The sequence below is a fragment of the Mycolicibacterium houstonense genome, from assembly GCF_900078665.2.
Taxonomy (GTDB): domain Bacteria; phylum Actinomycetota; class Actinomycetes; order Mycobacteriales; family Mycobacteriaceae; genus Mycobacterium; species Mycobacterium houstonense.
Genome location: NZ_LT546207.1, coordinates 205,017 through 228,150, shown reverse-complemented (window position 1 = coordinate 228,150; position 23,134 = coordinate 205,017). Strand labels below are relative to the sequence as shown.

Genomic DNA, 23,134 nt, shown 5'->3' with positions numbered 1-23,134 from the left:
GCCGGTTACGGCTGGGTGCTCCAGCGCTGCTCGATCCGGCCGAACCGCCAGATGCCCAGTGCCACGATCCAGCTCACCACGAAGAGGCCGACGATCGCGAAGCCGGCGAATTCCAGATCGGCCGAGCCGATCAGCGCGAGCGGGCCCGACGTGATGCCGAGCCGTTCGACCACGAGCCCGGCCAGCACGATGACGCCGACGACGAGAGCGACGAGGACCGAGAGCACGGTGACGGTCAGGTTGTAGTAGACCTTGCGGATCGGCTGCAGGAACGCCCAACCGTAGGCCCGGGCCATGAAGATGCCGTCCAGGCTGTCGAACAGGCTCATGCCCGCCGCGAACAGCACCGGCAACACCAGGATGGCGTACCACGGCAGGGTGAAGGCCGCCGTTCCGGCCGCGAGCACCAGCAGCGCCACCTGGGTGGCGGTGTCGAAGCCGAGCCCCATCAGGAAACCGACCGGGTACAGGTGCCACGGCTTGTCGACCCGCCGCATCACCCGGCCGAGCAACCGGGCGAGGAACCCGCGTTGCTGCAGCTGACGCTCGAGCTCGGCCTCGTCGAAGTCGCCGCTGCGCATGGCCCGGAAGACCTTGGCGATGCCCACCGCGGCCACGAGGTTGGTCAACCCGATCAGGATGAGGAAGGTGCCTGCCACCAACGAGCCGACCAGCCCGAGGGTCTGCAGCATCGGCGAGCCCTCGTCCTGGACCGGTCCGACCAGCGCCCGAACGCCCATCGCCAGCAGGAAGGCAAGCCCGAAGACCACGCTGGAGTGCCCGAGCGAGAACCAGAAACCCGCTGACAACGACCGGGTGCCCTCCCCCACCAGCTTGCGGGTGGTGTTGTCGATGACCGCGATGTGATCGGCGTCGAAGGCGTGCCGCACGCCCAGCAGATAGGCGGTCACGCCCAGGCCGACGCCGAACACCCCGGCCGATCCGAGCGTGATGTGCTGCGGGGCCACGCCGAAAATCAGCACACCCCAACCGAATACGTGCAGCAGCAGCACGACGCCGCCGATCGTGGCGATCGACACCCAGTCGGCGCGGTCGAAGCGAGCGGGTTTGGTGGCCGTTTCGGTCGGTGCGCCGAGGGTCATCGGCCGAGCGTAGAACGCATCGTGTTATCTGTCTATGTGAACAGATGACGGCTAGCCGTGCCTGGCACCGATCCAGTGCAACAGGTCGTGCACGATGTCGTCCTCCATCCGGTACCGGACCGTGCGCCCGACGCGGGTGGAACTGACCCAGCCCTGTTCGCGCAGCACCCGAAGCGCCTGGGAGACCGCGTTCTCCGAGCGGCCCAGCGCGACGGCCAGGTCGCCGACACAGATGTCGGGCGCCCGGTGCAGGCTGAGCAGGATCTCCAGCCGGTGCGGGTCCGAGAGCAGGTCGAAGCGCCGTGCCCACTGCGGGGTGTCGACATCGGCCAGGGCCGACGACGCGAGCGCGACCTGGACCTCGTTACCGGGCTGGTCCATGCTGTGAAATCTAGTCCACCCGGGCGTGCAGGCATGGTGGGCGAACCGCGCGGAGATCGCGGCGTCAGTCCAGGAAGCCGTGGAGCAAGGCCGACGAGCCGCCGACGTGGGCCAGCATGGCCGCCGCGGCCCGCTCGCTGTCACCGGCCAGGATCGCCAGGACGATGGCCTCGTGCTGTTCGTCGGAGTGGGCGATGTTGCGCGGCAACAGCGGAATCTGATCCAGCAGGGCGTTGAGCCGCATGCGGTTCTCGGCGACCAGCGGAACGAGTGACGGGGAACCGGCGGCCTCCGCGATGGCCAGGTGCAGCCTCGAGTCCAGGCGACGGTAGTCGTCGGGCTCGGCGGCGCGGACATCGGCCAGCCGCGACCACAGGCCGTCACGCTCCGCGGCGCTCAGGGTGCGTCCCGCCGCCATCCGCGCCGCGCCGACCTCCAGGATCTCGCGCAGGCGCAACGCGTCGTCGATCTCCTCGCGGGTCGGCCTCGGCCCGTCGGCGGTGTGCCGAGGGAGATCCTCGGCCAGGAACGTACCGCCGTACCGCCCCCGCTTGGACACCAGATAACCGGCGTCGGCGAGCGATTTGATCGCCTCGCGCACCGTGTCCCGGCTGACCCCCAGGCGGGCGGCGAGCTCACGCTCGGGCGGCAGCGACTCCCCCGGCCCCAGCACCCCGAGCCGGATGGTCTCCAGCAGCCGGCCGACCGTGTCCTCGAAGGCATTGCCGAGCCGAACCGGACGCAACAACGCGTCGGCCGCCGCCTCTGCGGCGGGGCTCGACTGCGGGTCCGGTTCGGCCGTCATGGTGACCTACAGGATGTCAGAGCGACGTGGCATGGCTATCCGTCACAGTGGTGTGACATAAGCCGAGCTGATGCCACCGTCGACCAGGAACGTCGAACCGGTGATGAACGACGCGTCGTCGCTGGCCAGAAACGCCACCGCGGCGGCCAGTTCCTCTGGCTCGGCGAATCGGCCCAGCGGGATGTGCACCAGCCGCCGGGCCGCCCGCTCGGGATCTTTGGCGAACAACTCCTGCAGCAGCGGGGTGTTCACCGGCCCCGGGCACAGCGCGTTGACCCGGATGCCCTGCCGGGCGTACTGGACGCCGAGCTCCCGCGACATCGCCAGCACCCCACCCTTGGACGCGGTGTAGGAGATCTGCGAGGTCGCCGACCCCATCACCGCCACGAACGACGCGGTGTTGATGATCGAACCCTTGCCCGCGGGCACCATGTGCCGCAGCGCCGCCCGGCACGACAGGTACACGCTTTTGAGGTTGATGTCCTGCACCTTCTGCCAGGCCGGCAGTTCGGTGGTCTCGATCAGGTCGTCCTCGGGCGGCGAGATCCCGGCATTGTTGAACGCGATGTCCACCGAGCCGAACGTCGCGGCCGCGGTGTCGAACAGATTGTCCACGGCCGACTGGTCGGAAACGTCGACGGGAACGAACAATCCGTCGAGTTCGTCGGCGGCGGCCTTGCCCGTGGTCGGGTCGATGTCGCCCACCACGATCGTGGCGCCCTCGGACCGGAGCCGCTTGCCGGTGGCCAGTCCGATGCCGCTCGCCCCGCCGGTGATGACGGCGACCTTGCCGGCCAGTCGCTGGGTCAGATCCATCTACAACTCCTCTGTTGTGTCTGCTACGGCGAAGAAGACGTTCTTGGTTTCGGTGAAAGACAGTGGCGCGTCGGGACCGAGCTCTCGGCCGAGCCCGGACTGCTTGAAGCCGCCGAACGGGGTGTGGTACCGCACCGAAGAATGCGAATTCACACTGAGATTGCCCGATTCCACGGCGCGGGACACGCGCAGCGCCCGCGACAGATTGTCGGTCCAGATCGAACCGGACAAGCCGTAGGGGGTGTCGTTGGCCAGCGCGACGGCGTCGGCCTCGTCGTCGAACGGCAGGACCGTCACCACCGGGCCGAAGATCTCCTCGGTGACGGCGCGGTCGGTGCGTTGCGGGGTCAACACCGTTGGCGGGAACCAGAATCCGGGACCGTCGGGGGCGGTGCCACGGAACGCGACGGGGGCGTCCGCGGGCACGTAGCTCGCCACCGATTCCCAGTGCGGGCGCGACACCAGCGGCCCCATCTCGGTGCCGCGCACCGTTGGGTCGCCGACCGCGACACCCTGCACGGCCGGTTCCAGCAGTTCCATGAAGCGGTCGTAGACGTTGCGCTGCACCAGGATCCGGCTGCGGGCACAGCAGTCCTGCCCGGCGTTGTCGAACACGCCGTACGGTGCGGTGGCGGCGGCCTTCTCCAGATCGCAGTCGTCGAACACGATGTTGGCGCTCTTGCCGCCCAGCTCCAGGGTGACGCGTTTGACCTGGGCGGCGGCACCGGCCATCACCCGCATCCCCACCTCGGTGGATCCGGTGAACACCACCTTGCGCACGCCGGGATGGGTGACGAACCGCTCCCCGACCACCGAACCCCGGCCCGGCAGCACCTGGAACAGGTCCGCCGGCAAACCTGACTCGAGGGCGAGTTCACCCAACCGGATGGTGGTCAGCGGGGTCCACTCGGCCGGTTTCAGCACGACCGCGTTCCCGGCGGCCAGCGCCGGGGCGAAACCCCAGGCCGCGATGGTCATCGGGAAATTCCACGGCGTGATCACCCCGACCACGCCGAGCGGCTCGTTGAAGGTGACGTCCAGGCCTCCGGCCACCGGGATCTGCTTGCCGCTCAACCGTTCCGGTGTGGCCGAATAGAACTGCAGCACATCCCGGACGTGTCCGGCCTCCCATTCGGCCTGGCCGATGGGGTGACCGGAGTTGGCCACCTCGAGCGCGGCGAGTTCATCGACGTGGGCGTCGACGACGGCGGCGAACGCCCGCAGCNCATAAGTTCTGGCCGCCTCGACCACAGCGGTGAAGAGCCGCAGGTCGTCGAGGGTTTCTTCCGGGTGCCACTGCACGGCGACCACGAACGCATCACCCGGCAGCGCCGGATCCCGTTCGACGGCCTCGATGACGCCGTCGGAATCACGAGCGCCGACCACCAAGCCCTCGCCGAGCCGGTCGATCGCCTGGTGGTGATAGCACTGGGCATCGGAAGTCTCGCCGATGAGCTGCGCCAACCTGGTGCCGGCCACGGTGCGCACCGTCGACGTCCCGAAGATCGCATTGCCCTTCTGGTGCCGCGTGTGCCCGATGACGTCGGGAAGGTGCTGGTGCAGCGTGCCACCGAGCGCCGCGTTGAGCACCTGGGCGCCACGGCATACCCCGAGCACCGGAACACCCTGCCGCAGAGCCCCTTCCAGCAGGGCGAACTCCCACGCGTCCCGCTCGGTGGCCGGCTCGTTGGTGGCCGGATGAGCCTGTTGTCCGTAGCGCGCCGGATCGACGTCCGGCCCGCCGGTGATGACCAGGCCGTCGAGCCGGGCGAGCACCCGGTCGACGATGTCATCGTCCACGGGCTGCGGCGGCAGCAGCACGGCGATGCCACCGGCACGCGTGACGCCCTCGAAGTAGATCTGCGGCAGGAAGCTGGCCCGCACATCCCAGACTCCCGTCTGCGCCTGCTGCAGATAGGTCGTCATACCGATCACCGGATGGGCTCCGGTCTCAGAGCCGTTCAAAGCCGCGAACCCTCTCCCAATCCGTCACGGCGGCATTGAACGCCGCCAACTCGACCCGCGCGTTATTGAGATAGTGCTCGACGACCTCGTCGCCGAACGCCGTGCGCGCCACCTCCGACTTCTCGAACAACTCCGCTGCCTCGGCCAGCGTGGTGGGCAGCCGCTGCGTGTCGCTGGCATAGGCGTTCCCCGGCAGCGCGTCGGGCAGTTCGAGCCCGTGGTCGATCCCGTACAGGCCACCGGCGATCAACGCCGAAACGGCCAGGTACTGGTTGACGTCACCGCCTGGTGCGCGGCATTCCACCCGCATGCCCGACCCGTGACCGACGACGCGCAGGGCGCACGTGCGATTGTCCAGGCCCCAGGCCACCGCCGTGGGCGCGAAGCTGCCTGCGGCAAACCGCTTGTACGAGTTGATGTTCGGCGCATAGAACAGCGTCAGCTCCCGCAGCGTGGCCAACTGGCCGGCGACGAAGCTGCGGAACATCGGCGACATCCCGTGCGGTCCGGCTTCATCGGCGAACACGGCCGACCCGTCGTCGCCGCGCAGCGAGACGTGGATGTGGCAGCTGTTGCCCTCACGTTCGTCGAACTTCGCCATGAACGTCAGGCTCTTGCCGTGCTGATCGGCGATCTCCTTGGCACCGTTCTTGTAGATGGTGTGGTTGTCACACGTGTTGCGGGCATGGTCGTAGCGGAAGGCGATCTCCTGCTGCCCCCGGTTGCACTCCCCCTTGACACCCTCGCAGTACAACCCGGCGCCTTCCATTCCGAGGCGGATGTCGCGCAGCAGCGGCTCCATCCGGGTCGAGGCCATCATGGCGTAGTCGACGTTGTAGTCGGTGGCCGGTGTCAGACCGCGATAGCCGGCCGCCCACGCCTCGCGAAAGGTGTTGTCGAACACCATGAACTCGAGTTCGGTGCCGACGTACGGGACCAGCTTCCGCTCGGTGAGGCGGTCGATCTGGCGGTTGAGGATGCTGCGCGGCGCCTGCTCCACCGGACGGCCGTCGAGCCATGACAGATCCGCCATCACCAGCGCGGTGCCCGGCAGCCACGGAATCAACCGCAGGGTGGAGAAGTCGGCGGTCATCACCATGTCGCCGTAACCGGTATCCCAGCTCGACATCGTGTACCCGTCGACCGTGTTCATGTCGACGTCGACCGCCAGTAGGTAGTTGCAGCACTCCGCGCCGTGGGCGGCGACCTCCTCGACGAACAGCCGGCCGGAAACCCGCTTGCCCGTCAGCCGGCCCTGCATGTCGCAGAAGGCGACGATCACGGTGTCGATCTCACCCGCCGCAACCATTTGCTCCAGATCGGCCCGTGCCAGCATGCCGGGGTTCTGGCTCATTGCGCACCCTCCTGCCCGTGTGGGACTCGCCGGCCAACCGACCATTGCGCCGCCGATGACGTGACGATCGTGCACCGAATCTGCATGATTGTCACGCGCAAAAGGTAGGTCAACCGACCAATAACACTCTATTGTCCGTGTGCAGCGCGGGTCATCCGCCCCCGGCCCGCCCATACCCGAGGAGGGTTTGTGCCCGAAGGTCACGAGCAGCTCACCGACGACGAACAACATCTGGCCAGGCTCGGCTACACCCAAGAACTCCAACGGTCCTGGTCCGGCTTCTCCAACTTCGCCATCTCGTTCTCGATCATCTCGATCCTGGCCGGCTGCTTCACCTCCTTCGGCCTGGGCTGGAACAACGGCGGCCCTGCGGCGATCGCCTGGGGCTGGCCGATCATCGCGGCATTCGTCCTGATCATCGGGTTGTGCCTGGCCGAACTGGTGTCGGCGTATCCGACGTCGGGCGGAATCTATTGGTGGGCCGCCAAACTCGGCGGGGCCAAGGCCGGGTTCTACACCGGTTGGCTCAACCTCATCGGTCTGGTCGCGATCCTGGCCACGGTGTCCTACGGCTGCGCGACGTTCCTGGACCTCACGCTCGGCACCTTCAGCGAGAGCTGGCTGGCCGGCTACAGCCTGACCCGTACCTTCGGACTCTTCGTGGTGATCCTGGCCGTCTCGGCGATCATCAACATCTTCTCCAGCCACCTGCTGGCGGTGATCAACAACGTGTCGGTGTGGTGGCACGTCGCCGGAGCCGCGACGGTGATCCTCATCCTGGTCTTCGTCCCACCGCAGCACGCCACCTTCTCCGAGGTGTTCACCCAGACCATCAACAACAGCGGCCTGTTCGGCGGTGAAAAAGGCTGGGGTTTCCTTCTGTTCGTGCTGCCGATCTCGGCGATCCTGACCCAGTACACGATCACCGGCTATGACGCGTCGGCACATCTATCCGAGGAGACCAAGAGCGCCGCCAACGCGGCCGCCAAGGGGATCTGGCAGTCCATCTTCTACTCGGCGATCGGCGGTTGGATCCTGCTGCTGTCCTTCCTGTTTGCCGTGCAGGACGCCGAGGGGGTTTCCAAGGGCGGCGGTGCGGTGGCGGTGATCTTCGCCCAAGCCATGAGCCCCAAGTGGGTGGCGATCGTGTTGCTGATCTCGACCGCCGGGCAGTTCTTCTGCACCACGGCCTGCCAGACCAGTGCATCGCGCATGCTGTTCGCGTTCAGCCGCGACCGTGCGGTGCCGGGCCACCAACTGTGGTCGAAGGTCAACGCAGGCAAGGTCCCGGCCTACGGCGTGATCGTCACCGCCGCCGTCGCCGCGCTCATCACGCTGCCCGCACTCGTTCCCGTCGAGATCAACGGCGCCCCGGTTCCCGTCGCGTTCTTCGCGGTGGTGTCCATCGGGGTGGTCGGGCTGTACCTGTGCTTCGCCGTGCCGATCTACTACCGCTGGAGGGCCGGCGATTCGTTCGAGCAGGGCCAGTGGAATCTCGGCAACAAGTACAAGTGGATGGCCCCGGTGGCGATCATCGAAATTCTCGTCACCTCGGTCATCGCGATGTTCCCGACCTCGCTGGGTGGCGTTCCGTGGGATCCGAGCTTCGCGTGGAAGTTCGTGAACTACACGCCGCTGCTCGTCGGCAGCGTTCTGCTGTTGCTGTTCATCTATTGGCATGTGTCGGTGAAGCACTGGTTCACCGGGCCGATCAAGCAGGTGGACACCACGACGACCGCGCAGCTGCCGGGCTGATCAGCCGAGCAGTTCGCGGATGTCGGAGGCGGTGATGGCCGAGCCGAACAGCTCGCCGTCGTCGACGACGGCGGCGAACAGGGCCCGCTTGCGCTCCTGCAACGCCACCACCTTCTCCTCGATGGTGTTCTCGGCGACCAGGCGGTAGACGCTGACCGGCCGGGTCTGCCCGATGCGGTGGGCCCGGTCGACGGCCTGGGCCTCGGCCGCGGGGCTCCACCACGGGTCGCACAGGAAGCAGTAGTCGGCGGTGGTGAGGTTCAGCCCGAACCCGCCTGCCTTGAGGCTGATCAGGAACACCTGGGTGGTGCCGGCGTTGAATTCATCGATGGCCCTTGCCCTTCCGTCGGAGTCGACGGAACCGTCGAGGTAGCTGTAGGCCATGCCTGCGGTGTCCAGGTGGGCCCGCACGATGGCGAGGAACCCGGTGAACTGGCTGAACACCAGGGCGCTGTGTCCCTCGGCGACCAGCTGTTCGAGTTGTTCGACCAGGAAGTCGATCTTGGCCGAGCCGACCGCACGGGCGGAGTCGTCGACCAGACCCGGATGCAGGCTCAGCTGGCGCAGCAGGGTCAGCGACCGGAACACCTGGAACCGGTTCTTCTCCCAGTCCCCCAGTAACCCGAGCACCTTCTGGCGCTCCCGGGCCAGCCGGGTGTCATAGATCTTGCGGTGCTTGGCACCGAGGCCGATGGTGAGCACCTGTTCGGTCTTCGGGGGCAGCTCGGTGACGACCTGACTCTTGGTGCGACGCAACAGCACCGGTTTGATGCGGCGGCGCAGCACCGGCAACCGGTCGTCGGCCTCACCGGATTCGATCGGCTTGCGGAAGTAAGTCTCGAAGACCTTCGGCGACGGGAACAGACCCGGCACGGTGATCGACAGCAGTGACCACAGCTCCATGAGGTTGTTCTCCATCGGGGTGCCCGTGATCGCCAATTTGAACGGCACGTCGAGCAGCCGCGCGCTCTGATGCGTCTTGCTGTGGTGGTTCTTGACGAACTGCGCCTCATCCAGAACCATTCCGGCCCATTCGATTCGGGCGTATGCCGCAGCATCCATCCGCAGCAGCGTGTAGGAGGTGACCACGATGTCGGCCTCGGCCACCCGGTGCGCCAGCCGCACGCTGCCCCGCGCGTCGGTCGAGGTGACCACCACTGCGGTCAGGCCGGGGGTGAACCTGGCGCACTCGGCCACCCAGTTGCGCGCGACGCTGGTGGGCGCCACCACCAGGAACTTGCCTGCCCCGCCGGCCACCGCGCGGGCGATCAGGGCCAGGGTCTGCACGGTCTTGCCCAGACCCATGTCGTCGGCGAGCACACCTCCGATGCCGTTGTCCCACAAGAACGACAGCCAATCGAGCCCGTCGCGCTGGTAGTCGCGCAGCGCGGCATCGAAACCCGAGGGCGGCTCGACCGGCACCGGCGGCCGGGCGGCCGACAGCCGGGCCAGGTTGGCCCGCCACCGGGCGAGTTGCTCGTCGACGACACCGAGTTCGAGCAGTTCGTCCCACAGCGTGACGTTCAGCGACGCCGCGTTGGCCCGGTCCCCGTCGATCTCGCCGAGCGCGCGGGCCTCGTCGAGCAACTCCCGCAGCCGGACCAGCTCGGGCGTGTCCAGCCGGAAGTACATCCCGGACGGCAGCAGCATGTGCGTTGCCCCGGCAGTCAATTCGCGGATCACATCGGGCAGCGCGACCGTCTCGCCATCGACGCTCACGGTGACATTCAGGTTGAACCAGTCCCCGGGAAGGGACGTGTCCCCGGCGAACGTCACCAGCGGATCGACGGTCGCCGCGCGGTACCGCTCGTCGGAGTCGACGGTCAAATCCTCGAAGCAATCCAGCGCCGGCAGGGTCTGGCCACACAGCACCGCCGCCTCCACCAGGGTGAGATTCACCCCACCCAGCAGCGTGCGGCGCGACGCCGCGGTGACCGCGTCCAGCGGCGTCGCGGCCTTGACGATGGCCCGCAACTCGTGCACCGCTGCGGCGTCCAACGTGGTCGATATCCGACGATTGACGTGCTGTGTCGCTTGACGTTTCCAGTCACGGGCGGCCGCGGCGACGGCCTGCAGTGCGGGTGCCACCCGCTGCCAGAGGCCGTCCTCGGCGGCGGCGTCCCGGTAACCGATGGAGCCGGCCTCGGAGGCCGGGTCGAAATCGTGATGCTGGTCGTTGACCTGATAGCGGGTGCTCCAGAACGCCCGGGCCCCGCCGTCGACGATCTTCACCGTCAGCACCGGGAACGGCCCGGTGATGGTCGGGGGATCGAAAAGGCCGTCGGCGACGTCCATGTCCACACTGCTGGCCAGGCGCGGGAGGATGTCGACGGCGAGTTCCCGCGCCATGTCGGCGGGGATGTGCACCTGCTCGCCGTGGCCCAGCAGTTCGGCCATGGTGCGTCCCGGCACCGGATCGAAGGCGCCGAGCCGCAGCACGGAATCGGCGATCTGGAACATGCCGTGCGGGGCGGGCATCCCGATCAGCCCGACGCCGTCGGGATCGCCTTCCTGCCCGTCGACCACCAGGGCCACCGACATCACCGCACCGCCACCGCGCTCGGCGGCGAAGTCCAGCCGCAGGTGGACGTTCTTGATCAACTCGACCGCCCGGATACCGCTCGCGGAGTCGGCCAGCACCGTCACCCCGGCATCCAGCACCTCATCGAGCCGGGGCCACAACGTGGCGGGCATCCCGTTGAGCATCATCTTCTCGGGGCCGTGCGGCGGGTAGTACCGCTCCATCCCCGACACCAGCGCCCGCACCGCCCGGTACTGGTCCCGATCGAACTCGCCCGCCTCGGGCTGGTCGAGCAAGCGCCGCCACGTCAAAGCCCGGGTGATCCAGGTGCCCCGCTTCCCGAGTGTCATCGGACGCAGCATCAGCAATGTCCCAGGCCGGTAACGAGTGGGGGCCTCGACCGCGAATTCCAACGCGATCGGTTTGCCGCCGCCCTCCGGGACAGCCACCTCGTCGAGCACCCGGTCGAGCACGTAGCGCCATCGCTGCACGGGTGCGGGCGCCGTGTCGGACGGAGCCGCCGTCAGCACCAGGGCGACCGCATGTTTGCAGAACGACCCGACGGGGCATGAACACAATGCCCACTCGACGACTGCCCGGTTCCCCTGCGACAGCCCGACCTCAAGGACGTACAGCTCACCATGCGAACCCACGCACCGTCCACGCAGCAGGCGTGCGTCGTCATCGAACTCGATATCGCGGACCCGGCCTTCGGCGGCATACCGCTCACCGCGAACGGTCGATTGCGCGCCGAAATCGCGAATCAGCTCGTCACGGGCTACGCCGAAGCCGAATCCAGGCCCCATGCGAGGAGGATAGGGCCAGTGTCCGACATGTCCTGGTCACACCCCCGACACACCGCGGGTGGCGCGCCGTCGACAGATCCTGTGTAGGGTCGAACTGATGTGTGGAGCCGCCGGGGAGGTGCGTCTCGATGGCCGGACACCGGATATTTCAGCGGTGTCGGCCATGGCAGACGCGATGGCGCCCAGGGGTCCGGACGCGGCCGGTGTGTGGTCGCAAGGCCGGGTCGCACTGGGCCACCGCCGCCTGAAAATCATTGACCTGACCGAAGCAGGCGCTCAGCCGATGGTCGATCCCGAACTCGGATTGACTGTTTGCTGGAACGGCTGCATCTACAACTACCAGGAGCTGCGCCGCGAACTGTCCGGGCACGGCTACCGGTTCTTCTCGCACAGCGACACCGAGGTGCTGCTGAAGGCCTATCACCACTGGGGTGACCGGTTCGTCGAGCACCTGATGGGGATGTTCGCGTTCGCGATCGTCGAACGGGACACCGGCCGGGTACTGCTGGGCCGCGACCGGCTCGGCATCAAGCCGCTGTACCTCACCGAGGACAACCACCGGATCCGGTTCGCCTCGTCGCTGCCCGCCCTGCTGGCCGGCGGCGGTGTCGACACCCGCATCGATCCGATCGCGCTGCACCACTACTTGACGTTCCACTCGGTGGTGCCGCCGCCGTTGACGATCCTGCAGGGCATCAAGAAGGTGCCACCCGCGTCGGTGGTCGCGATCGAACCCGACGGCAGCCGGCACACCACGGTGTACTGGTCGCCGGACTTCAGCCGGCACGCCGACCGGGCCGACTGGTCGGAGAACGATTGGGAGGACGCCGTCCTCGAGTCGCTGCGGCGGGCGGTCGAGCGCCGGTTGGTGGCCGACGTGCCCGTCGGCTGCCTGCTGTCCGGCGGCGTCGATTCCAGCCTGATCGTCGGGCTGCTCGCCGAGGCCGGCCAGCACGGCCTGTCCACCTTCTCGATCGGTTTCGAGTCGGTCGGCGGCGTGGCCGGCGACGAGTTCAAGTACTCGGACATCATCGCCGAGCACTTCGAAACCGATCACCATCAGATCCGCATCGGCACCGACCGCATGCTGCCCGCCCTCGACGGCGCGATCGCCGCGATGAGCGAACCGATGGTCAGCCACGACTGCGTGGCGTTCTATCTGCTCAGCCAGGAAGTGTCCAAGCACGTCAAGGTGGTGCAGTCCGGGCAGGGCGCCGACGAGGTGTTCGCCGGCTACCACTGGTACCCGCCGATGGCCGACCCATCCGCGGCCAGCCTGGACGGCGCGGTGGCCAGTTACCGCGGCGCGTTCTTCGACCGGGACAGCGCCGGGGTGGGTGCTCTGCTCAGCGACGGGTACCGCGCCGACGGTGATCCCAGCGGGGTGTTCGTCACCGATCATTTCGCCGCACCGGGTGCGGAGACGGGTGTGGACCGCGCATTGCGCCTCGACACCACGGTGATGCTGGTCGACGACCCGGTGAAGCGCGTGGACAACATGACCATGGCGTGGGGGCTGGAGGGCCGGGTGCCGTTCCTGGATCACGAACTCGTCGAGCTGGCGGCCACCTGCCCGCCCGGGCTCAAAACCGCGTACGGGGGCAAAGGCGTGCTCAAACAGGCTGCGCGCCGGGTGATCCCGGCAGCGGTCATCGACCGGCCCAAGGGATATTTCCCCGTTCCGGCCCTCACCCACCTCGAGGGGCCGTACCTGGATCTGGTCCGTGACGCGCTGTATGCGCCGGAAGCCAAGGAGCGCGGTCTGTTCCGTCCCGAGGCGGTCGACCGGTTGCTGGCCGATCCGAACGGCAAGCTGACCCCGTTGCGGGGCAACGAGTTGTGGCAGATCGCGCTGCTCGAACTGTGGCTGCAACGCCACGGCGTGACGGGAGTGGCGGCATGACCGCCACCGAGCCCGACGCCGAGGCCCTCCCGGTGAACCCCGATCACACCGAGGCGATCACGCTCGGCCTGCACGATGCGTCACCACAGCATCTGGTCGATGCCATGGCCGACGATGTGGTGCTCGAATTGGGTTGGGGCCGGCTGATTTTCGGGCAGACCTTCGCCGACCCGGAGCAGCTCGCCGAGGTATTGCAGCAGGAGGGCCCGGGCCGGCGCGACATCTGCATCTATGCCCGCGAGTCCCACGTGCTGGTGGCCCGCTCCCCCGCCGAGTTGTTCATCGACCCGAGCCACACCTACCGGCTGCGGTTCACCGACGATCTCGACGCCGCCAAGCCGGTCGGGTTCAGCGTGCGCACCCTGCAGACCCCGATGGACGCCGACGCGATGAACCGGGTGTACGTGCGGTGCGGCATGGTGCCCGCGCCCGTCGACGTCATCTGGCACAACCACACCCTCACTCCGGCGGTGGTCTACCTGGTGGCGGTGCGCGACGACGACGGCAGCGTGGTGGGGACCGTCACCGGCGTGGACCACAAGCGGTTGTTCGCCGACCCCGAGGACGGTTCGAGTCTGTGGAGCCTGGCGGTGGATCCGGCGGCGGGCCTGCCCGGGGTGGGCGACGCGCTGACCCGGACACTGGCCGGCATCTTCCGCGAACGCGGCCGGGCGTATTTGGATCTCTCGGTGGCCCATGACAATTCGGCGGCGATCGCCCTGTACGAGAAGTTGGGTTTCCACCGGGTGCCGGTGCTGGCCGTCAAGCGCAAGAACGCGATCAACGAGCCGCTGTTCACCCATCCACCGGAGACGGTCGACGATCTCAATCCGTATGCGCGCATCATCGCCGACGAGGCCATGCGCCGCGGCATCCGCGTCGAGGTGCTCGACGCGGGCGCCGGCGAGATGAAGCTGTCGCACGGTGGCCGCAGCGTCATCACCCGAGAATCCCTCTCGGAGTTCACCTCTGCGGTGGCCATGGCCCGCTGCGACGACAAGCGCCAGACCCGGCGGATCGTCTCCGATGCCGGCATCACGGTGCCCAAGGGCCGCCTGGCCACCTTCGACCACGAGGATCACGACTTTCTCGCCGAGGTCGGTGACGTGGTGGTCAAGCCCACTCGCGGCGAACAGGGCAAGGGCATCACCGTCGGGGTCGACGGGACCGACGAGCTGGACGCGGCGCTGCACCGGGCCCGCGAGCAGTATCCGGAGGTGCTGATCGAGCAGCGCGCCGCCGGTGACGACCTTCGCCTCGTGGTGATCGACGGCAAGGTGGTGGCGGCCGCGATCCGTAAGCCCGCCGAGATCGTCGGCACCGGAAAGCACACCATCGGTGAGCTCATCGAGACACAGTCGCGCCGACGGGCCGCCGCCACCGGCGGAGAATCGCGCATCCCGATCGACGACGTCACCAAGGGCACGGTCGCCGAGGCCGGCTGGTCATTCGACGATGTGCTGCCTGAGGGCGAGCGGCTGCGGGTCCGCCGCACGGCGAACCTGCACCAGGGCGGGACCATTCACGACGTCACCGCGGAGGTGAACCCGGAGCTGTGCCGCGTCGGTGTCGCCGCGGCCGAGGCGATCGGCATCCCGGTGACGGGCATCGACCTGCTGGTCCCCGACGTGACGGGCCGCGAGTACGTGTTCATCGAGGCCAACGAACGCCCGGGCCTGGCCAACCACGAGCCGCAGCCCACCGCCGCGGCGTTCGTCGACTTCCTGTTCCCGCAGCAGCCTGGGTTGCCGCAAGCCTGGACACCTTCGGAAGCGGCTGACTGAGCGCTCGCGCGAAGCCAGGCCGCACGCACCCACAGCCCGCCCGCACCCCACATTGTGACGCCAGCGTGGCGCTCGGTGGCCGGGGCCACTCCAGCGTGACAAACACGAACAGTCCGGTCGCCGGCCCACATCTGCTGTCACGCCAGCGTGACACTCGGCAACCAGGGCCACTCCAGCGTGACAAACCGCGAGCGTGACGATCGCGAGCGTGACAAACCGCGAGCGGGCTAAACCGCCGAACCTGAGCGCCGCTCACCAACTACTGGTGCGCAGCACGATCTCGGCCGCCAGCTGGGCCGTCGAGTCACCGGCGTTGCGCCGGCCGGGCATCTCGACCAACCGGAAGTCGCCGTAGACGTACCGCTGGCTGGCCTTGGCGACGGCGCGGGCGGCCGGGGTGCTGACCAGCACGGTGGTGTTCATCTCCACCGGCGGGCATCCGTCGTCTCTAATCACTCCGGTGGCATCGGCGACGCGTGGATGGCCGCGGTCGACCACGACCAGGCCGATGAATTTGTCCAACCGGGTGGCGGCCAGCTCCCAGGCGAGTTCGCCGCCGAGGCGGTCGCCGACCAGCAGCGCCCATTTGATGTCCAGTGAATCGAGAATGCCGACGACGGATTTGGCGGTCAGCCGAGGATCGGGGCCGATGATCACCGTGCGCAACGACGCGGTGTGCAGCCGCTGGCAGATCGGCTCGTAGGCGGCCGGGCCGTGGTGGCCGGCGCTCAGCACCACCACGGTGGATCCCTTGTCGGGGCCCGAGACGTCAACGGGCGTGGTGAACCCATCGATCGTCACCACGGTGGTAAGCATTCGGACAAACTACCGTCCAGTAGCCACGCGTGGGTCGAAATTCACATTGTCCTGACGCCCCCGTCAGCGGACGGCAATCCGCTGCGCCTGAATGCTGAAAGCATCCAGAAAAGTCTGCGGCAAGGCACCTTTGGCGGTGATCGACGGATTCGGCGTGGGAAAGGCGATTCCGAACACCGCCCAGTTGCCGACATTCTCGAAGGCAAAGTAGATGCTCTGCTCGTCGCCGCCCAGTCGCATGGTCTGTTGATAGACCAACGCCGACGGGCGTGGCGGGTCCAGTTTCGTGGTTGTCATCGGGATGCCACGGTCCGAAGGGTCGAAGAAGGTGGAGAACTGTGCGCACCGTTGGGCCGTGGCGGCCAGCCGATCCAACGGCAGCGGAGAGGTCATCACCGTCAGCACCATGCGGGCCCCGTCATAGGCCGCGATGATCTGACCGGCACTGCCAGGGCCCCGTTCGGCGGAATCGGCGATCACCCGGGTCAGCCCGTCGCTGCAGCCGGGCGGTCGGGACAGCATCGGTGGTGCACCGCCCGTTCCGGCCGGGCCGGCGCCGTCGTCGGCGACCCGGTCGAACTGCACACCGGGCGGGAAGTCCGCGGGGGTGAGCAGCACCTGCTCCAGGACCGCACCGGGCCAGGTGGCGGCCCCGCCGACCACCGAGGTGCAACCGGACACCACCAGCAAGCAGGCGACGAGCCCAACTGACGCTGCCACCCAGCGATGGCGCCGATTCATCTGCCCAGGCTACCGAGGCGGATCGACGAGCGCAGTGCTCATTGTGGGCCGCGACGGGGTCCCGTTCCGCAAAATGTCCAGTAGCGCGTCGACGTCGGCGTGAGCGGTCAGCAGATCGGCCATCCGATCGAGCTGGGCGTCGCGGCGGCCACGCACATCGACATCGTCGGCCACCACGAATCCCGTCCGGCCCGCACTCGCGGCCACCTCGGTGAGCCAGGCCCGGCGCAACGTGTCGTTGTCGAGTAGCCCGTGCCAGTGCGTGCCGTATACCGCATCACGGCGCAGCCCGACCCCGAGCCAGTCGTCAGCCGTCGCCCGGCTCACCTGGCCGTGGTGAATCTCGTAGCCCCACAAGGGTTTTTCCCAGTGCCGCAGGGTCTTTTCGCGGTGGAACTCGATGTCGGCGTCGAGCAGACCCAGGCCGGGCACCGCACCAGGGGCACCACTCTCGACCGGATCGTCGATGCGACGGCACAGCATCTGGAAGCCGCCGCACACGCCGAGCACGGGCCGCCCCTGCGCGGCGTGGGCGAGCACGGCGTTGGCCAGACCGCGGTGACGCAGCCACGCCAGATCGCTGACCGTGGCCTTGCTGCCGGGGATCACCACGAGATCCGCGCCGCCGAGGTCGGCGGCATCGGTCACCCACCGCACCGCGACACCCGGTTCACAGGCCAGCGCCTCGATGTCGGTGGAGTTGGAGATGCGCGGCAGCCGGATCGCCGCGACGGTGAGTGTCTGGGTGCCGCGCGGCGGTTGCGGGATGCCCACCATGCCGCCGGGCCGGACCGAAACCGAATCCTCGGTGTCGAGCCAGATTTCGTCGTCGAACGGGATCACCCCGTAGGTCGGGCGTCCGGTGAGCTCCTGCAACTGGCGTAAGCCGGGCTCCAGCAGCGCGGGGTCACCGCGGAACTTGTTGACCAGAAAGCCCGCGATGAGCGCCTGGTCCTCCGGGGCCAGGACAGCCACGGTGCCGTGCAGGTGAGCCAGCAGCCCGCCACGGTCGATGTCGCCCACCACCACGACGGGCAGGTCCGCGGCCCGGGCCAGGCCCATGTTGGCCAGGTCGGTGGCGCGCAGGTTGATCTCGGCGGGTGAGCCCGCGCCTTCGCAGATGACCACGTCGAATTCGGCTCGCAGCGAGGCCAATTCGTCGGCGACGACGGTGGCGAGCCGGTCGCGGTGGGTGAAGTAGTCGCCCGCGGCCACCGTTCCGGCCACCTGCCCGCGGATCACCAACTGTGAGGTCCGGTCCCCGCCCGGTTTGAGCAGGATCGGGTTGAATCGGGTACTGGGCGACAGCCCGGCCGCGCGGGCCTGCATGGCTTGGGCCCGGCCGATCTCGCCGCCGTCGACGGTGACCGCCGAATTGTTGGACATGTTCTGCGCCTTGAACGGCGCCACCGACAGGCCTTTACGGGCCAGCAACCGGCACAGTCCGGCGACGACCATCGACTTGCCCGCGTCGGAGGTGGTCCCGGCGACCAGCAGCGCGCCGTTCACGGTGCGTGTCTCACGGCAGGGTCAGGATCTCGGCGCCGTCCTCGGTGACCACCAGGGTGTGCTCGAACTGCGCGGTCCACTTGCGGTCCTTGGTCACCACGGTCCAGTCGTCGGCCCAGATCTCGTAGTCCAGCGTGCCCAGGTTGATCATCGGTTCGATGGTGAAGGTCATGCCCGGTTCCAGCACCGTCTCGACGGCCGGTTGGTCGTAGTGCAGGACGACCAGCCCGTTGTGGAACGTGGTGCCGATGCCGTGGCCGGTGAAATCGCGAACCACGTTGTAGCCGAAGCGGTTTGCGTAGGCCTCGATGACGCGGCCGACGATCGACAGCGCACGGCCCGGCTTGACCGCCTTGATGGCACGCATCGTCGCCTCATGAGTGCGCTCGACGAGCAGCCGGTGCTCCTCGGAGACGTCGCCGGCCAGGAAGGTGGCGTTGGTGTCACCGTGGACGCCGTCGATGTAGGCGGTGACGTCGATGTTGACGATGTCGCCGTCCTCGATCACCGTCGAGTCCGGGATGCCGTGGCAGATCACTTCATTGAGCGAGGTGCAGCACGATTTGGGAAACCCCTTGTAACCCAGCGTCGACGGATACGCCCCGTGATCAACCATGTAGTCGTGGGCGATGCGGTCCAGCTCGTCGGTGGTGACACCGGGTGCCACCGCCTTACCCGCCTCGGCCAGGGCAGCCGCCGCGATCCGGCCCGCGACCCGCATCTTCTCGATCACCTCGGGGGTCTGCACCCACGGTTCGCTGCCCTCACGCACGGTGGGCTGCCAGGCGTATTCCGGTCGCGGGATCGACTTGGGAACCGGCAGGGTCGGCGAGAGCACGCCGGGGCGCAGGGCAGAACGAACAGGCATGACAGTAAGGATAGCTAGGAGAACGCAAATCTCTTAGGACGAGAATGATGCTACCTTCTCAGCCATGCTCAGCGAATCGACCCCGATGCAGATCACACCCGGCCACCTGCTGGGCCAGATGGGATTCCGCGATGTGCTGGAGAACGACGAGACGCTGATCGTCGAGATGGACAACCGGCCCGACCTGACCAACATCCGCGGCGCACTGCAGGGCGGGTTGGTGGCGACGTTGATCGACATCGCCGCCGGTCGGTTGGCGGGCCGGCGGGTGGGGCCCGGACAGGACGTGACCACCGCGGATATGAACATCCACTATCTGGCGCCCATCATCGAGGGCCCGGCGCGGGCGGTGGCCACGGTGGTTCGCGCCGGACGACGGTTGATCGTCACCTCGGTCGACGTCACCGATGCCGGACCCGACAACCGGTTGGCCGCGCGGGCCACCCTGAGCTTCGCGGTCCTCGACCCGCGTTAGCCCCGTCAGGCCCGGTCAGCCCGGGGGAAACGACCGAACCAGGCCTTACGCGGCCCCCGGATCTCGACCGATCCGCACACCACTCGCCCGGTCAGGATGACGTGTGGCCTGCCCTCACCCGGGGCGTCACGACGGTGGTCCTCGGCGCTGCCGACGATCACCTCGACGTCGTCGATCGACGCGCTGGCACCGTCGGGCAGCCGGATCTCCAACGATCCGAATTTCATGTCCAACTCGATGACCACCATCGGCCCGGCGAACCTGGCCCGGGTGAGATCCAGCTCGACCGACCCCATGCGGCGCACCAGCGCCAGCCGGGTGGGCACGGTCCACTCCCCGCGACGTTTCAGTGAGCCGAGCACGCCGCGCAACTCGACCCGGTCCGCGGCGGTGGTGACGATGGCGCCGGGCCCCGGGAGATCGCCGACCAGGGCATCGAGATCCGCATGCAGCCGAGCCTGCGAGACCATCGCCGAGCGCTCTTCGAACTCTGCGATGTCGATCAACCCGAGTGCCACGGCGTTGTGCAGCCGCCGCATCGTGCCGTTGCGGTCCGCATCGGAGACGCGCAGGTCCACCGATTGCTCATTGGTGCCAGTCATGACCATCTCACGGTACCGCCACCGGCTGCCGCGGGCAGATCCGCCGGTGGCGGGCAGCGACTCAGGCGAGGTAGTCGTGGGGCAGGCTGTCGAACATGGTCTTGGACATCCGGACCGCGTATTCCGAACTGCCTCCGCCGACGATCAGCGCGGCAAACGCCATGTCGCCGCGGTATCCGGCGAACCAGGAATGGGATCCGCCCATGAACTCGGCCTCACCGGTCTTGCCCCGCACGTCCCCGAGCCCGGCGAGTTCCTTGGCCGTGCCGTTGGTCACCACCAGACGCATCATCGGACGCAGCCCGTCCACCATCTTCGGGCTGATCGGCGCGCCGGCACCGTCGACCATGGTCTGACGCCCCTCGATCAGCTGCGGCACCGGTGTCTTGCCCGCGGCGACCGTCGCGGCCGCCAGCGCCATGCCGAACGGGCTGACCAGAACCTTGCCCTGGCCGAATCCGTCTTCGGTGCGCTCCGCCAGATCGACCGTGGGCGGCACCGACCCCGTCAGCGTGGGGATGCCGTCCACCACGTAGTCGGTGCCGATGCCGTAGCGCGCCGCGGCCTGCGTGAGGCCGCGCGGCGGCATCCGGCTGGCCAGCTCGCCGAAGGTGGTGTTGCACGAGTTGGCGAATGCCCGTGACAGCGGCACCGTGCCCAGATCGAACGCGTCGTAGTTGGTGACCGTGCGATGCCCGATGTCGAGCGTGCCCGGGCAGCCCAAAAGGGTGTTGGGCGTTGCCATGTCACGCTCGATGGCCGCCCCGGCGGTGACCATCTTGAAGGTCGAGCCGGGCGGGAACTGCCCCATGGTCGCCAGCGGTCCGGCCATATCGGCGGCGGCGTTTTGCGCGACGGCCAGGATCTCTCCGGTCGACGGCTTGATCGCCACGATCATGGCCTGCTTGCCGGTGGTGTTGACGGCATTCTGTGCGGCGTTCTGGACGGCGCGGTCCAGGCTGATGGTGATCGACGGTGCCGGCTGGCCGGGCACCTCGTTGAGCACGTCGACGTCGACGCCGTTCTGGTTGACGGTGACCACCCGCCAACCCGGCTGGCCGTCGAGTTGGTCGGTCACGGATTTCTTGACCTCGTTGACGATCGCCGGGGCGAAAGTCGGGTCGGTGGGCAGCATTTCGGGCTGTGGGGTGACGACGACGCCGCTGAGCCTGCCGATGGCAGGCGCGATGCGGTCGTGGTCGGCCTGTCGCAGGGTGATCAGGCTCATCGGCTGCGCTGAGGCACTCGCCTGCTCGGCCAGCCGCTGGGGGTCGCCCAGAGCGGGATCGAACGGCCGCAGCGCGTCGGCGACCGCTCGCGCGGTCGGCATCAGGGCCGAACCGGCCGCCCTGGCATCGAGCGCGAAGTGGTAGACGTAGCCGGGCACCAGCACGTCGGTGCCACCCCGCTCGTTGACCGAGGCGCGCCGCGGTGCGTCGGCCCGCAACGCGAACGTCTGGTGCTCACCGAGCCTCGGGTGCAGCCCGGTAGCACTCCAGCGAACTTCCCACCGGCCCTCGTCGCGGACCATATTGAGCTGTCCGTCGTAGGTCCAGGTGCGATTCTTGGGCAGGTGCCACGTGTAGCGGTAGGTGACGCTGCCGGTGTCCTCGGAGTATTTCGAGCCCAGGATCTGCGCGTCGAGGCCGGTGGCCTGCAGGCCGTTCCAGGCTTCGCTGAGCGCGGTCTTGGCATCCTCGGGCCGGTCGGCGAGCTGAGCCGCGGCCGTCGTGTCACCGGTGGCCAGTGCCGAAAAGAACTGTTCGGCAGCGGGCTCAGGCCCGTTCGGCCGCGGGGTGCAGGCGCTCAGCGCCGTCGCACCGATGACCACGACCGCCACCAGGCCGCCCGTGGTCCGTGTGACTGGTGATGTTTGAGTTGCCATTGAGGCTGATGTTAGAAACGTGGAGGCCAGTTTCGTCGGAGGCGCACCGAGACCGAACCGAGACTGTCGCGAGACCCACCAGTTGTCGGGCCGGCCTTACAGCTCGAGCGCCCGCAACAGGATCTCGAAGCCACGCCGGAACTCCTCGTCGGGCGCGATGCCGCGGGCCACCGTCGCAGTCTGAGCCAGCAGCGGATAGTCGTCGGCAGACAAACTTGCCAGCGCTTGCGTCCCCGGTCCGGCCAGACTGCCCAGCATCTCGATCTCGATGGCTCCGAAGATGTAGGCCAGCACCGCCCGGAACGCGTACACCCGGCGCTTGCCGCCATATCCGGCAGCGGTGAGGACACCGAGCACCGTTTCCCCCCAGCGCAACGACGCCGACGAACGATGCCGGTGCGTCAACAGCAACGGCACCGCCGACGGATGCCGTGCGGCCACCGCGCGCACCCGCTCGGCCAGCTCGGTGAGCTGGCGCCGGGCTGAGCCCCGTGGCGGTACCGGATCGATCTCGTCGAGCACCAGGTCCACCACCATCGCCTCGAGTTCGTCACGATCGGCGACGTACCGGTACAGCGACATGGTGCCCAGGCCCAGCCGGCCGGCGACGGCCCGCATGGACAGGCCGGCCAGCCCACCGGCGTCGATGACGGCCAACGCGGCGGCGGCGACCTGGGTGCGGGTGAGTGAACGTGGGCGAGGCATGACGATTGACAGCGTACAACGTACGCCTATAGCGTGGAATCGTAAGCGTACATCGCACGCTAATGAGGAGGAGTCGTGCCAAGATTGAGTCCGTCTACGATCCTCCCGCGGCACCAGTTCCTCAGTGTCACAGGCGAACACATTGCAGTACCCGATCCACACGGCATGGTGCACCTGCAGTTCCGGCGGTTCGCGGGCTGCCCGATCTGCAACCTGCACCTGCAGGCATTCGTGGCCCGGCACGCGGAGATCACCGCGGCCGGGGTCCGTGAGGTGGTGTTCTTTCACTCCCCCACCGCCGAATTGGCCGAACACACCGCGGATCTGCCGTTTGCCACCG

The 23,134-nt window shown here is 68.0% G+C and carries 18 protein-coding genes and 1 pseudogene; 5 read left to right on the top strand and 14 right to left on the bottom strand.

Annotated elements, in window-relative coordinates:
* Nucleotides 1-5 precede the first annotated feature (5 nt).
* The 6 genes from nicT to BN4332_RS01145 form a co-directional block, all read right to left on the bottom strand.
* A complete protein-coding gene (nicT, locus tag BN4332_RS01170; RefSeq protein WP_066896429.1) occupies nucleotides 6-1,103 on the bottom strand; it encodes a Nickel transporter NicT in 1,098 nt (365 codons plus the stop codon).
* A 51-nt stretch (nucleotides 1,104-1,154) separates the two neighbouring features.
* Entirely contained in the window at nucleotides 1,155-1,484 is a 330-nt protein-coding gene (locus BN4332_RS01165; protein ID WP_066896424.1) for an ArsR/SmtB family transcription factor, read from the bottom strand.
* 64 nt (nucleotides 1,485-1,548) lie between these two features.
* Entirely contained in the window at nucleotides 1,549-2,289 is a 741-nt protein-coding gene (locus BN4332_RS01160; RefSeq protein WP_066896421.1) for a FadR/GntR family transcriptional regulator, read from the bottom strand.
* Nucleotides 2,290-2,331: 42 nt separating this feature from the next.
* Nucleotides 2,332-3,105, bottom strand: coding sequence for a 3-oxoacyl-ACP reductase (locus BN4332_RS01155; RefSeq protein ID WP_066896418.1), 774 nt, complete (start codon nucleotides 3,103-3,105; stop codon nucleotides 2,332-2,334).
* Nucleotides 3,106-5,031, bottom strand: coding sequence for an aldehyde dehydrogenase family protein (locus BN4332_RS34840; protein WP_074132933.1), 1,926 nt, complete (start codon nucleotides 5,029-5,031; stop codon nucleotides 3,106-3,108).
* A 25-nt stretch (nucleotides 5,032-5,056) separates the two neighbouring features.
* A complete protein-coding gene (locus BN4332_RS01145; RefSeq protein WP_066896416.1) occupies nucleotides 5,057-6,424 on the bottom strand; it encodes a glutamine synthetase family protein in 1,368 nt (455 codons plus the stop codon).
* A 189-nt stretch (nucleotides 6,425-6,613) separates the two neighbouring features.
* On the opposite strand from BN4332_RS01145, the gene BN4332_RS01140 reads away from it, so the two are divergent.
* A complete protein-coding gene (locus BN4332_RS01140; RefSeq protein WP_066896413.1) occupies nucleotides 6,614-8,179 on the top strand; it encodes an amino acid permease in 1,566 nt (521 codons plus the stop codon).
* Here the strand turns inward: BN4332_RS01140 and BN4332_RS01135 are convergent, their stop codons facing one another.
* A complete protein-coding gene (locus BN4332_RS01135) occupies nucleotides 8,180-11,506 on the bottom strand; it encodes a DEAD/DEAH box helicase (protein WP_066896410.1) in 3,327 nt (1,108 codons plus the stop codon).
* Nucleotides 11,507-11,603: 97 nt separating this feature from the next.
* On the opposite strand from BN4332_RS01135, the gene BN4332_RS01130 reads away from it, so the two are divergent.
* Nucleotides 11,604-13,409 carry an N-acetylglutaminylglutamine amidotransferase gene (locus BN4332_RS01130; protein WP_066896407.1) on the top strand — a complete coding sequence of 602 codons (1,806 nt, stop codon included), beginning with the start codon at nucleotides 11,604-11,606 and terminating at the stop codon, nucleotides 13,407-13,409.
* A complete protein-coding gene (gene ngg / locus BN4332_RS01125) occupies nucleotides 13,406-15,193 on the top strand; it encodes an N-acetylglutaminylglutamine synthetase (protein ID WP_066896404.1) in 1,788 nt (595 codons plus the stop codon). Before BN4332_RS01130 ends, ngg begins: the two co-directional genes overlap by 4 nt.
* A 252-nt stretch (nucleotides 15,194-15,445) precedes the next feature.
* Here the strand turns inward: ngg and BN4332_RS01120 are convergent, their stop codons facing one another.
* From BN4332_RS01120 to map, 4 genes are all read right to left on the bottom strand, one after another.
* Nucleotides 15,446-16,009: an alpha/beta fold hydrolase gene (locus tag BN4332_RS01120; protein ID WP_066896401.1), complete on the bottom strand. Its 564-nt coding sequence runs from the start codon at nucleotides 16,007-16,009 to the stop codon at nucleotides 15,446-15,448.
* 63 nt (nucleotides 16,010-16,072) lie between these two features.
* Nucleotides 16,073-16,750, bottom strand: coding sequence for a hypothetical protein (locus BN4332_RS01115; RefSeq protein ID WP_066896398.1), 678 nt, complete (start codon nucleotides 16,748-16,750; stop codon nucleotides 16,073-16,075).
* Nucleotides 16,751-16,759: 9 nt separating this feature from the next.
* Nucleotides 16,760-18,259: a cobyric acid synthase gene (locus BN4332_RS01110; protein ID WP_074132930.1), complete on the bottom strand. Its 1,500-nt coding sequence runs from the start codon at nucleotides 18,257-18,259 to the stop codon at nucleotides 16,760-16,762.
* Nucleotides 18,260-18,269: 10 nt separating this feature from the next.
* Nucleotides 18,270-19,127 carry a type I methionyl aminopeptidase gene (gene map, locus BN4332_RS01105; RefSeq protein WP_066896395.1) on the bottom strand — a complete coding sequence of 286 codons (858 nt, stop codon included), beginning with the start codon at nucleotides 19,125-19,127 and terminating at the stop codon, nucleotides 18,270-18,272.
* 85 nt (nucleotides 19,128-19,212) lie between these two features.
* Between map and BN4332_RS01100 the strand changes: the two genes are divergently transcribed.
* The gene (locus tag BN4332_RS01100) at nucleotides 19,213-19,602 is read left to right on the top strand and encodes a PaaI family thioesterase (protein ID WP_066896477.1); all 390 of its coding nucleotides are present in this window, start codon (nucleotides 19,213-19,215) and stop codon (nucleotides 19,600-19,602) included.
* A gap of 5 nt (nucleotides 19,603-19,607) precedes the next feature.
* On the opposite strand, the gene BN4332_RS01095 is transcribed toward BN4332_RS01100, so the two are convergent.
* The 3 genes from BN4332_RS01095 to BN4332_RS01085 all read right to left on the bottom strand — a co-directional run bounded on the left by BN4332_RS01095 (nucleotide 19,608) and on the right by BN4332_RS01085 (nucleotide 22,794).
* On the bottom strand, nucleotides 19,608-20,204 hold the full coding sequence (locus BN4332_RS01095) for a DUF1707 SHOCT-like domain-containing protein (RefSeq protein WP_066896480.1): 597 nt from the start codon (nucleotides 20,202-20,204) through the stop codon (nucleotides 19,608-19,610).
* Between the two features lie 61 nt (nucleotides 20,205-20,265).
* Complete coding sequence (locus tag BN4332_RS01090) at nucleotides 20,266-22,089, bottom strand: penicillin-binding transpeptidase domain-containing protein (RefSeq protein ID WP_066896392.1); 1,824 nt, start codon at nucleotides 22,087-22,089, stop codon at nucleotides 20,266-20,268.
* A 96-nt stretch (nucleotides 22,090-22,185) separates the two neighbouring features.
* A complete protein-coding gene (locus BN4332_RS01085; RefSeq protein ID WP_066896384.1) occupies nucleotides 22,186-22,794 on the bottom strand; it encodes a TetR/AcrR family transcriptional regulator in 609 nt (202 codons plus the stop codon).
* A 165-nt stretch (nucleotides 22,795-22,959) separates the two neighbouring features.
* Here BN4332_RS01085 and BN4332_RS35315 point away from each other — a divergent pair.
* Nucleotides 22,960-23,124 (top strand): annotated as a pseudogene (locus tag BN4332_RS35315) (thioredoxin domain-containing protein); the annotation flags it as partial.
* Nucleotides 23,125-23,134: the final 10 nt, after the last annotated feature.

What these genes read in the sequence shown, in the direction of transcription:
- BN4332_RS01120 (WP_066896401.1), bottom strand. Translation starts at nt 16,009, where the DNA reads ATGCTTACCACCGTGGTGACGATCGATGGGTTCACCACGCCCGTTGAC.
- nicT (WP_066896429.1), bottom strand. Translation starts at nt 1,103, where the DNA reads ATGACCCTCGGCGCACCGACCGAAACGGCCACCAAACCCGCTCGCTTC.
- BN4332_RS01130 (WP_066896407.1), top strand. Translation starts at nt 11,604, where the DNA reads ATGTGTGGAGCCGCCGGGGAGGTGCGTCTCGATGGCCGGACACCGGAT.
- BN4332_RS01100 (WP_066896477.1), top strand. Translation starts at nt 19,213, where the DNA reads ATGCAGATCACACCCGGCCACCTGCTGGGCCAGATGGGATTCCGCGAT.
- BN4332_RS01095 (WP_066896480.1), bottom strand. Translation starts at nt 20,204, where the DNA reads ATGACTGGCACCAATGAGCAATCGGTGGACCTGCGCGTCTCCGATGCG.
- BN4332_RS01160 (WP_066896421.1), bottom strand. Translation starts at nt 2,289, where the DNA reads ATGACGGCCGAACCGGACCCGCAGTCGAGCCCCGCCGCAGAGGCGGCG.
- BN4332_RS01090 (WP_066896392.1), bottom strand. Translation starts at nt 22,089, where the DNA reads ATGGCAACTCAAACATCACCAGTCACACGGACCACGGGCGGCCTGGTG.
- BN4332_RS01155 (WP_066896418.1), bottom strand. Translation starts at nt 3,105, where the DNA reads ATGGATCTGACCCAGCGACTGGCCGGCAAGGTCGCCGTCATCACCGGC.
- BN4332_RS01145 (WP_066896416.1), bottom strand. Translation starts at nt 6,424, where the DNA reads ATGAGCCAGAACCCCGGCATGCTGGCACGGGCCGATCTGGAGCAAATG.
- BN4332_RS01135 (WP_066896410.1), bottom strand. Translation starts at nt 11,506, where the DNA reads ATGGGGCCTGGATTCGGCTTCGGCGTAGCCCGTGACGAGCTGATTCGC.
- BN4332_RS01115 (WP_066896398.1), bottom strand. Translation starts at nt 16,750, where the DNA reads ATGAATCGGCGCCATCGCTGGGTGGCAGCGTCAGTTGGGCTCGTCGCC.
- BN4332_RS01165 (WP_066896424.1), bottom strand. Translation starts at nt 1,484, where the DNA reads ATGGACCAGCCCGGTAACGAGGTCCAGGTCGCGCTCGCGTCGTCGGCC.
- ngg (WP_066896404.1), top strand. Translation starts at nt 13,406, where the DNA reads ATGACCGCCACCGAGCCCGACGCCGAGGCCCTCCCGGTGAACCCCGAT.
- BN4332_RS01085 (WP_066896384.1), bottom strand. Translation starts at nt 22,794, where the DNA reads ATGCCTCGCCCACGTTCACTCACCCGCACCCAGGTCGCCGCCGCCGCG.
- map (WP_066896395.1), bottom strand. Translation starts at nt 19,127, where the DNA reads ATGCCTGTTCGTTCTGCCCTGCGCCCCGGCGTGCTCTCGCCGACCCTG.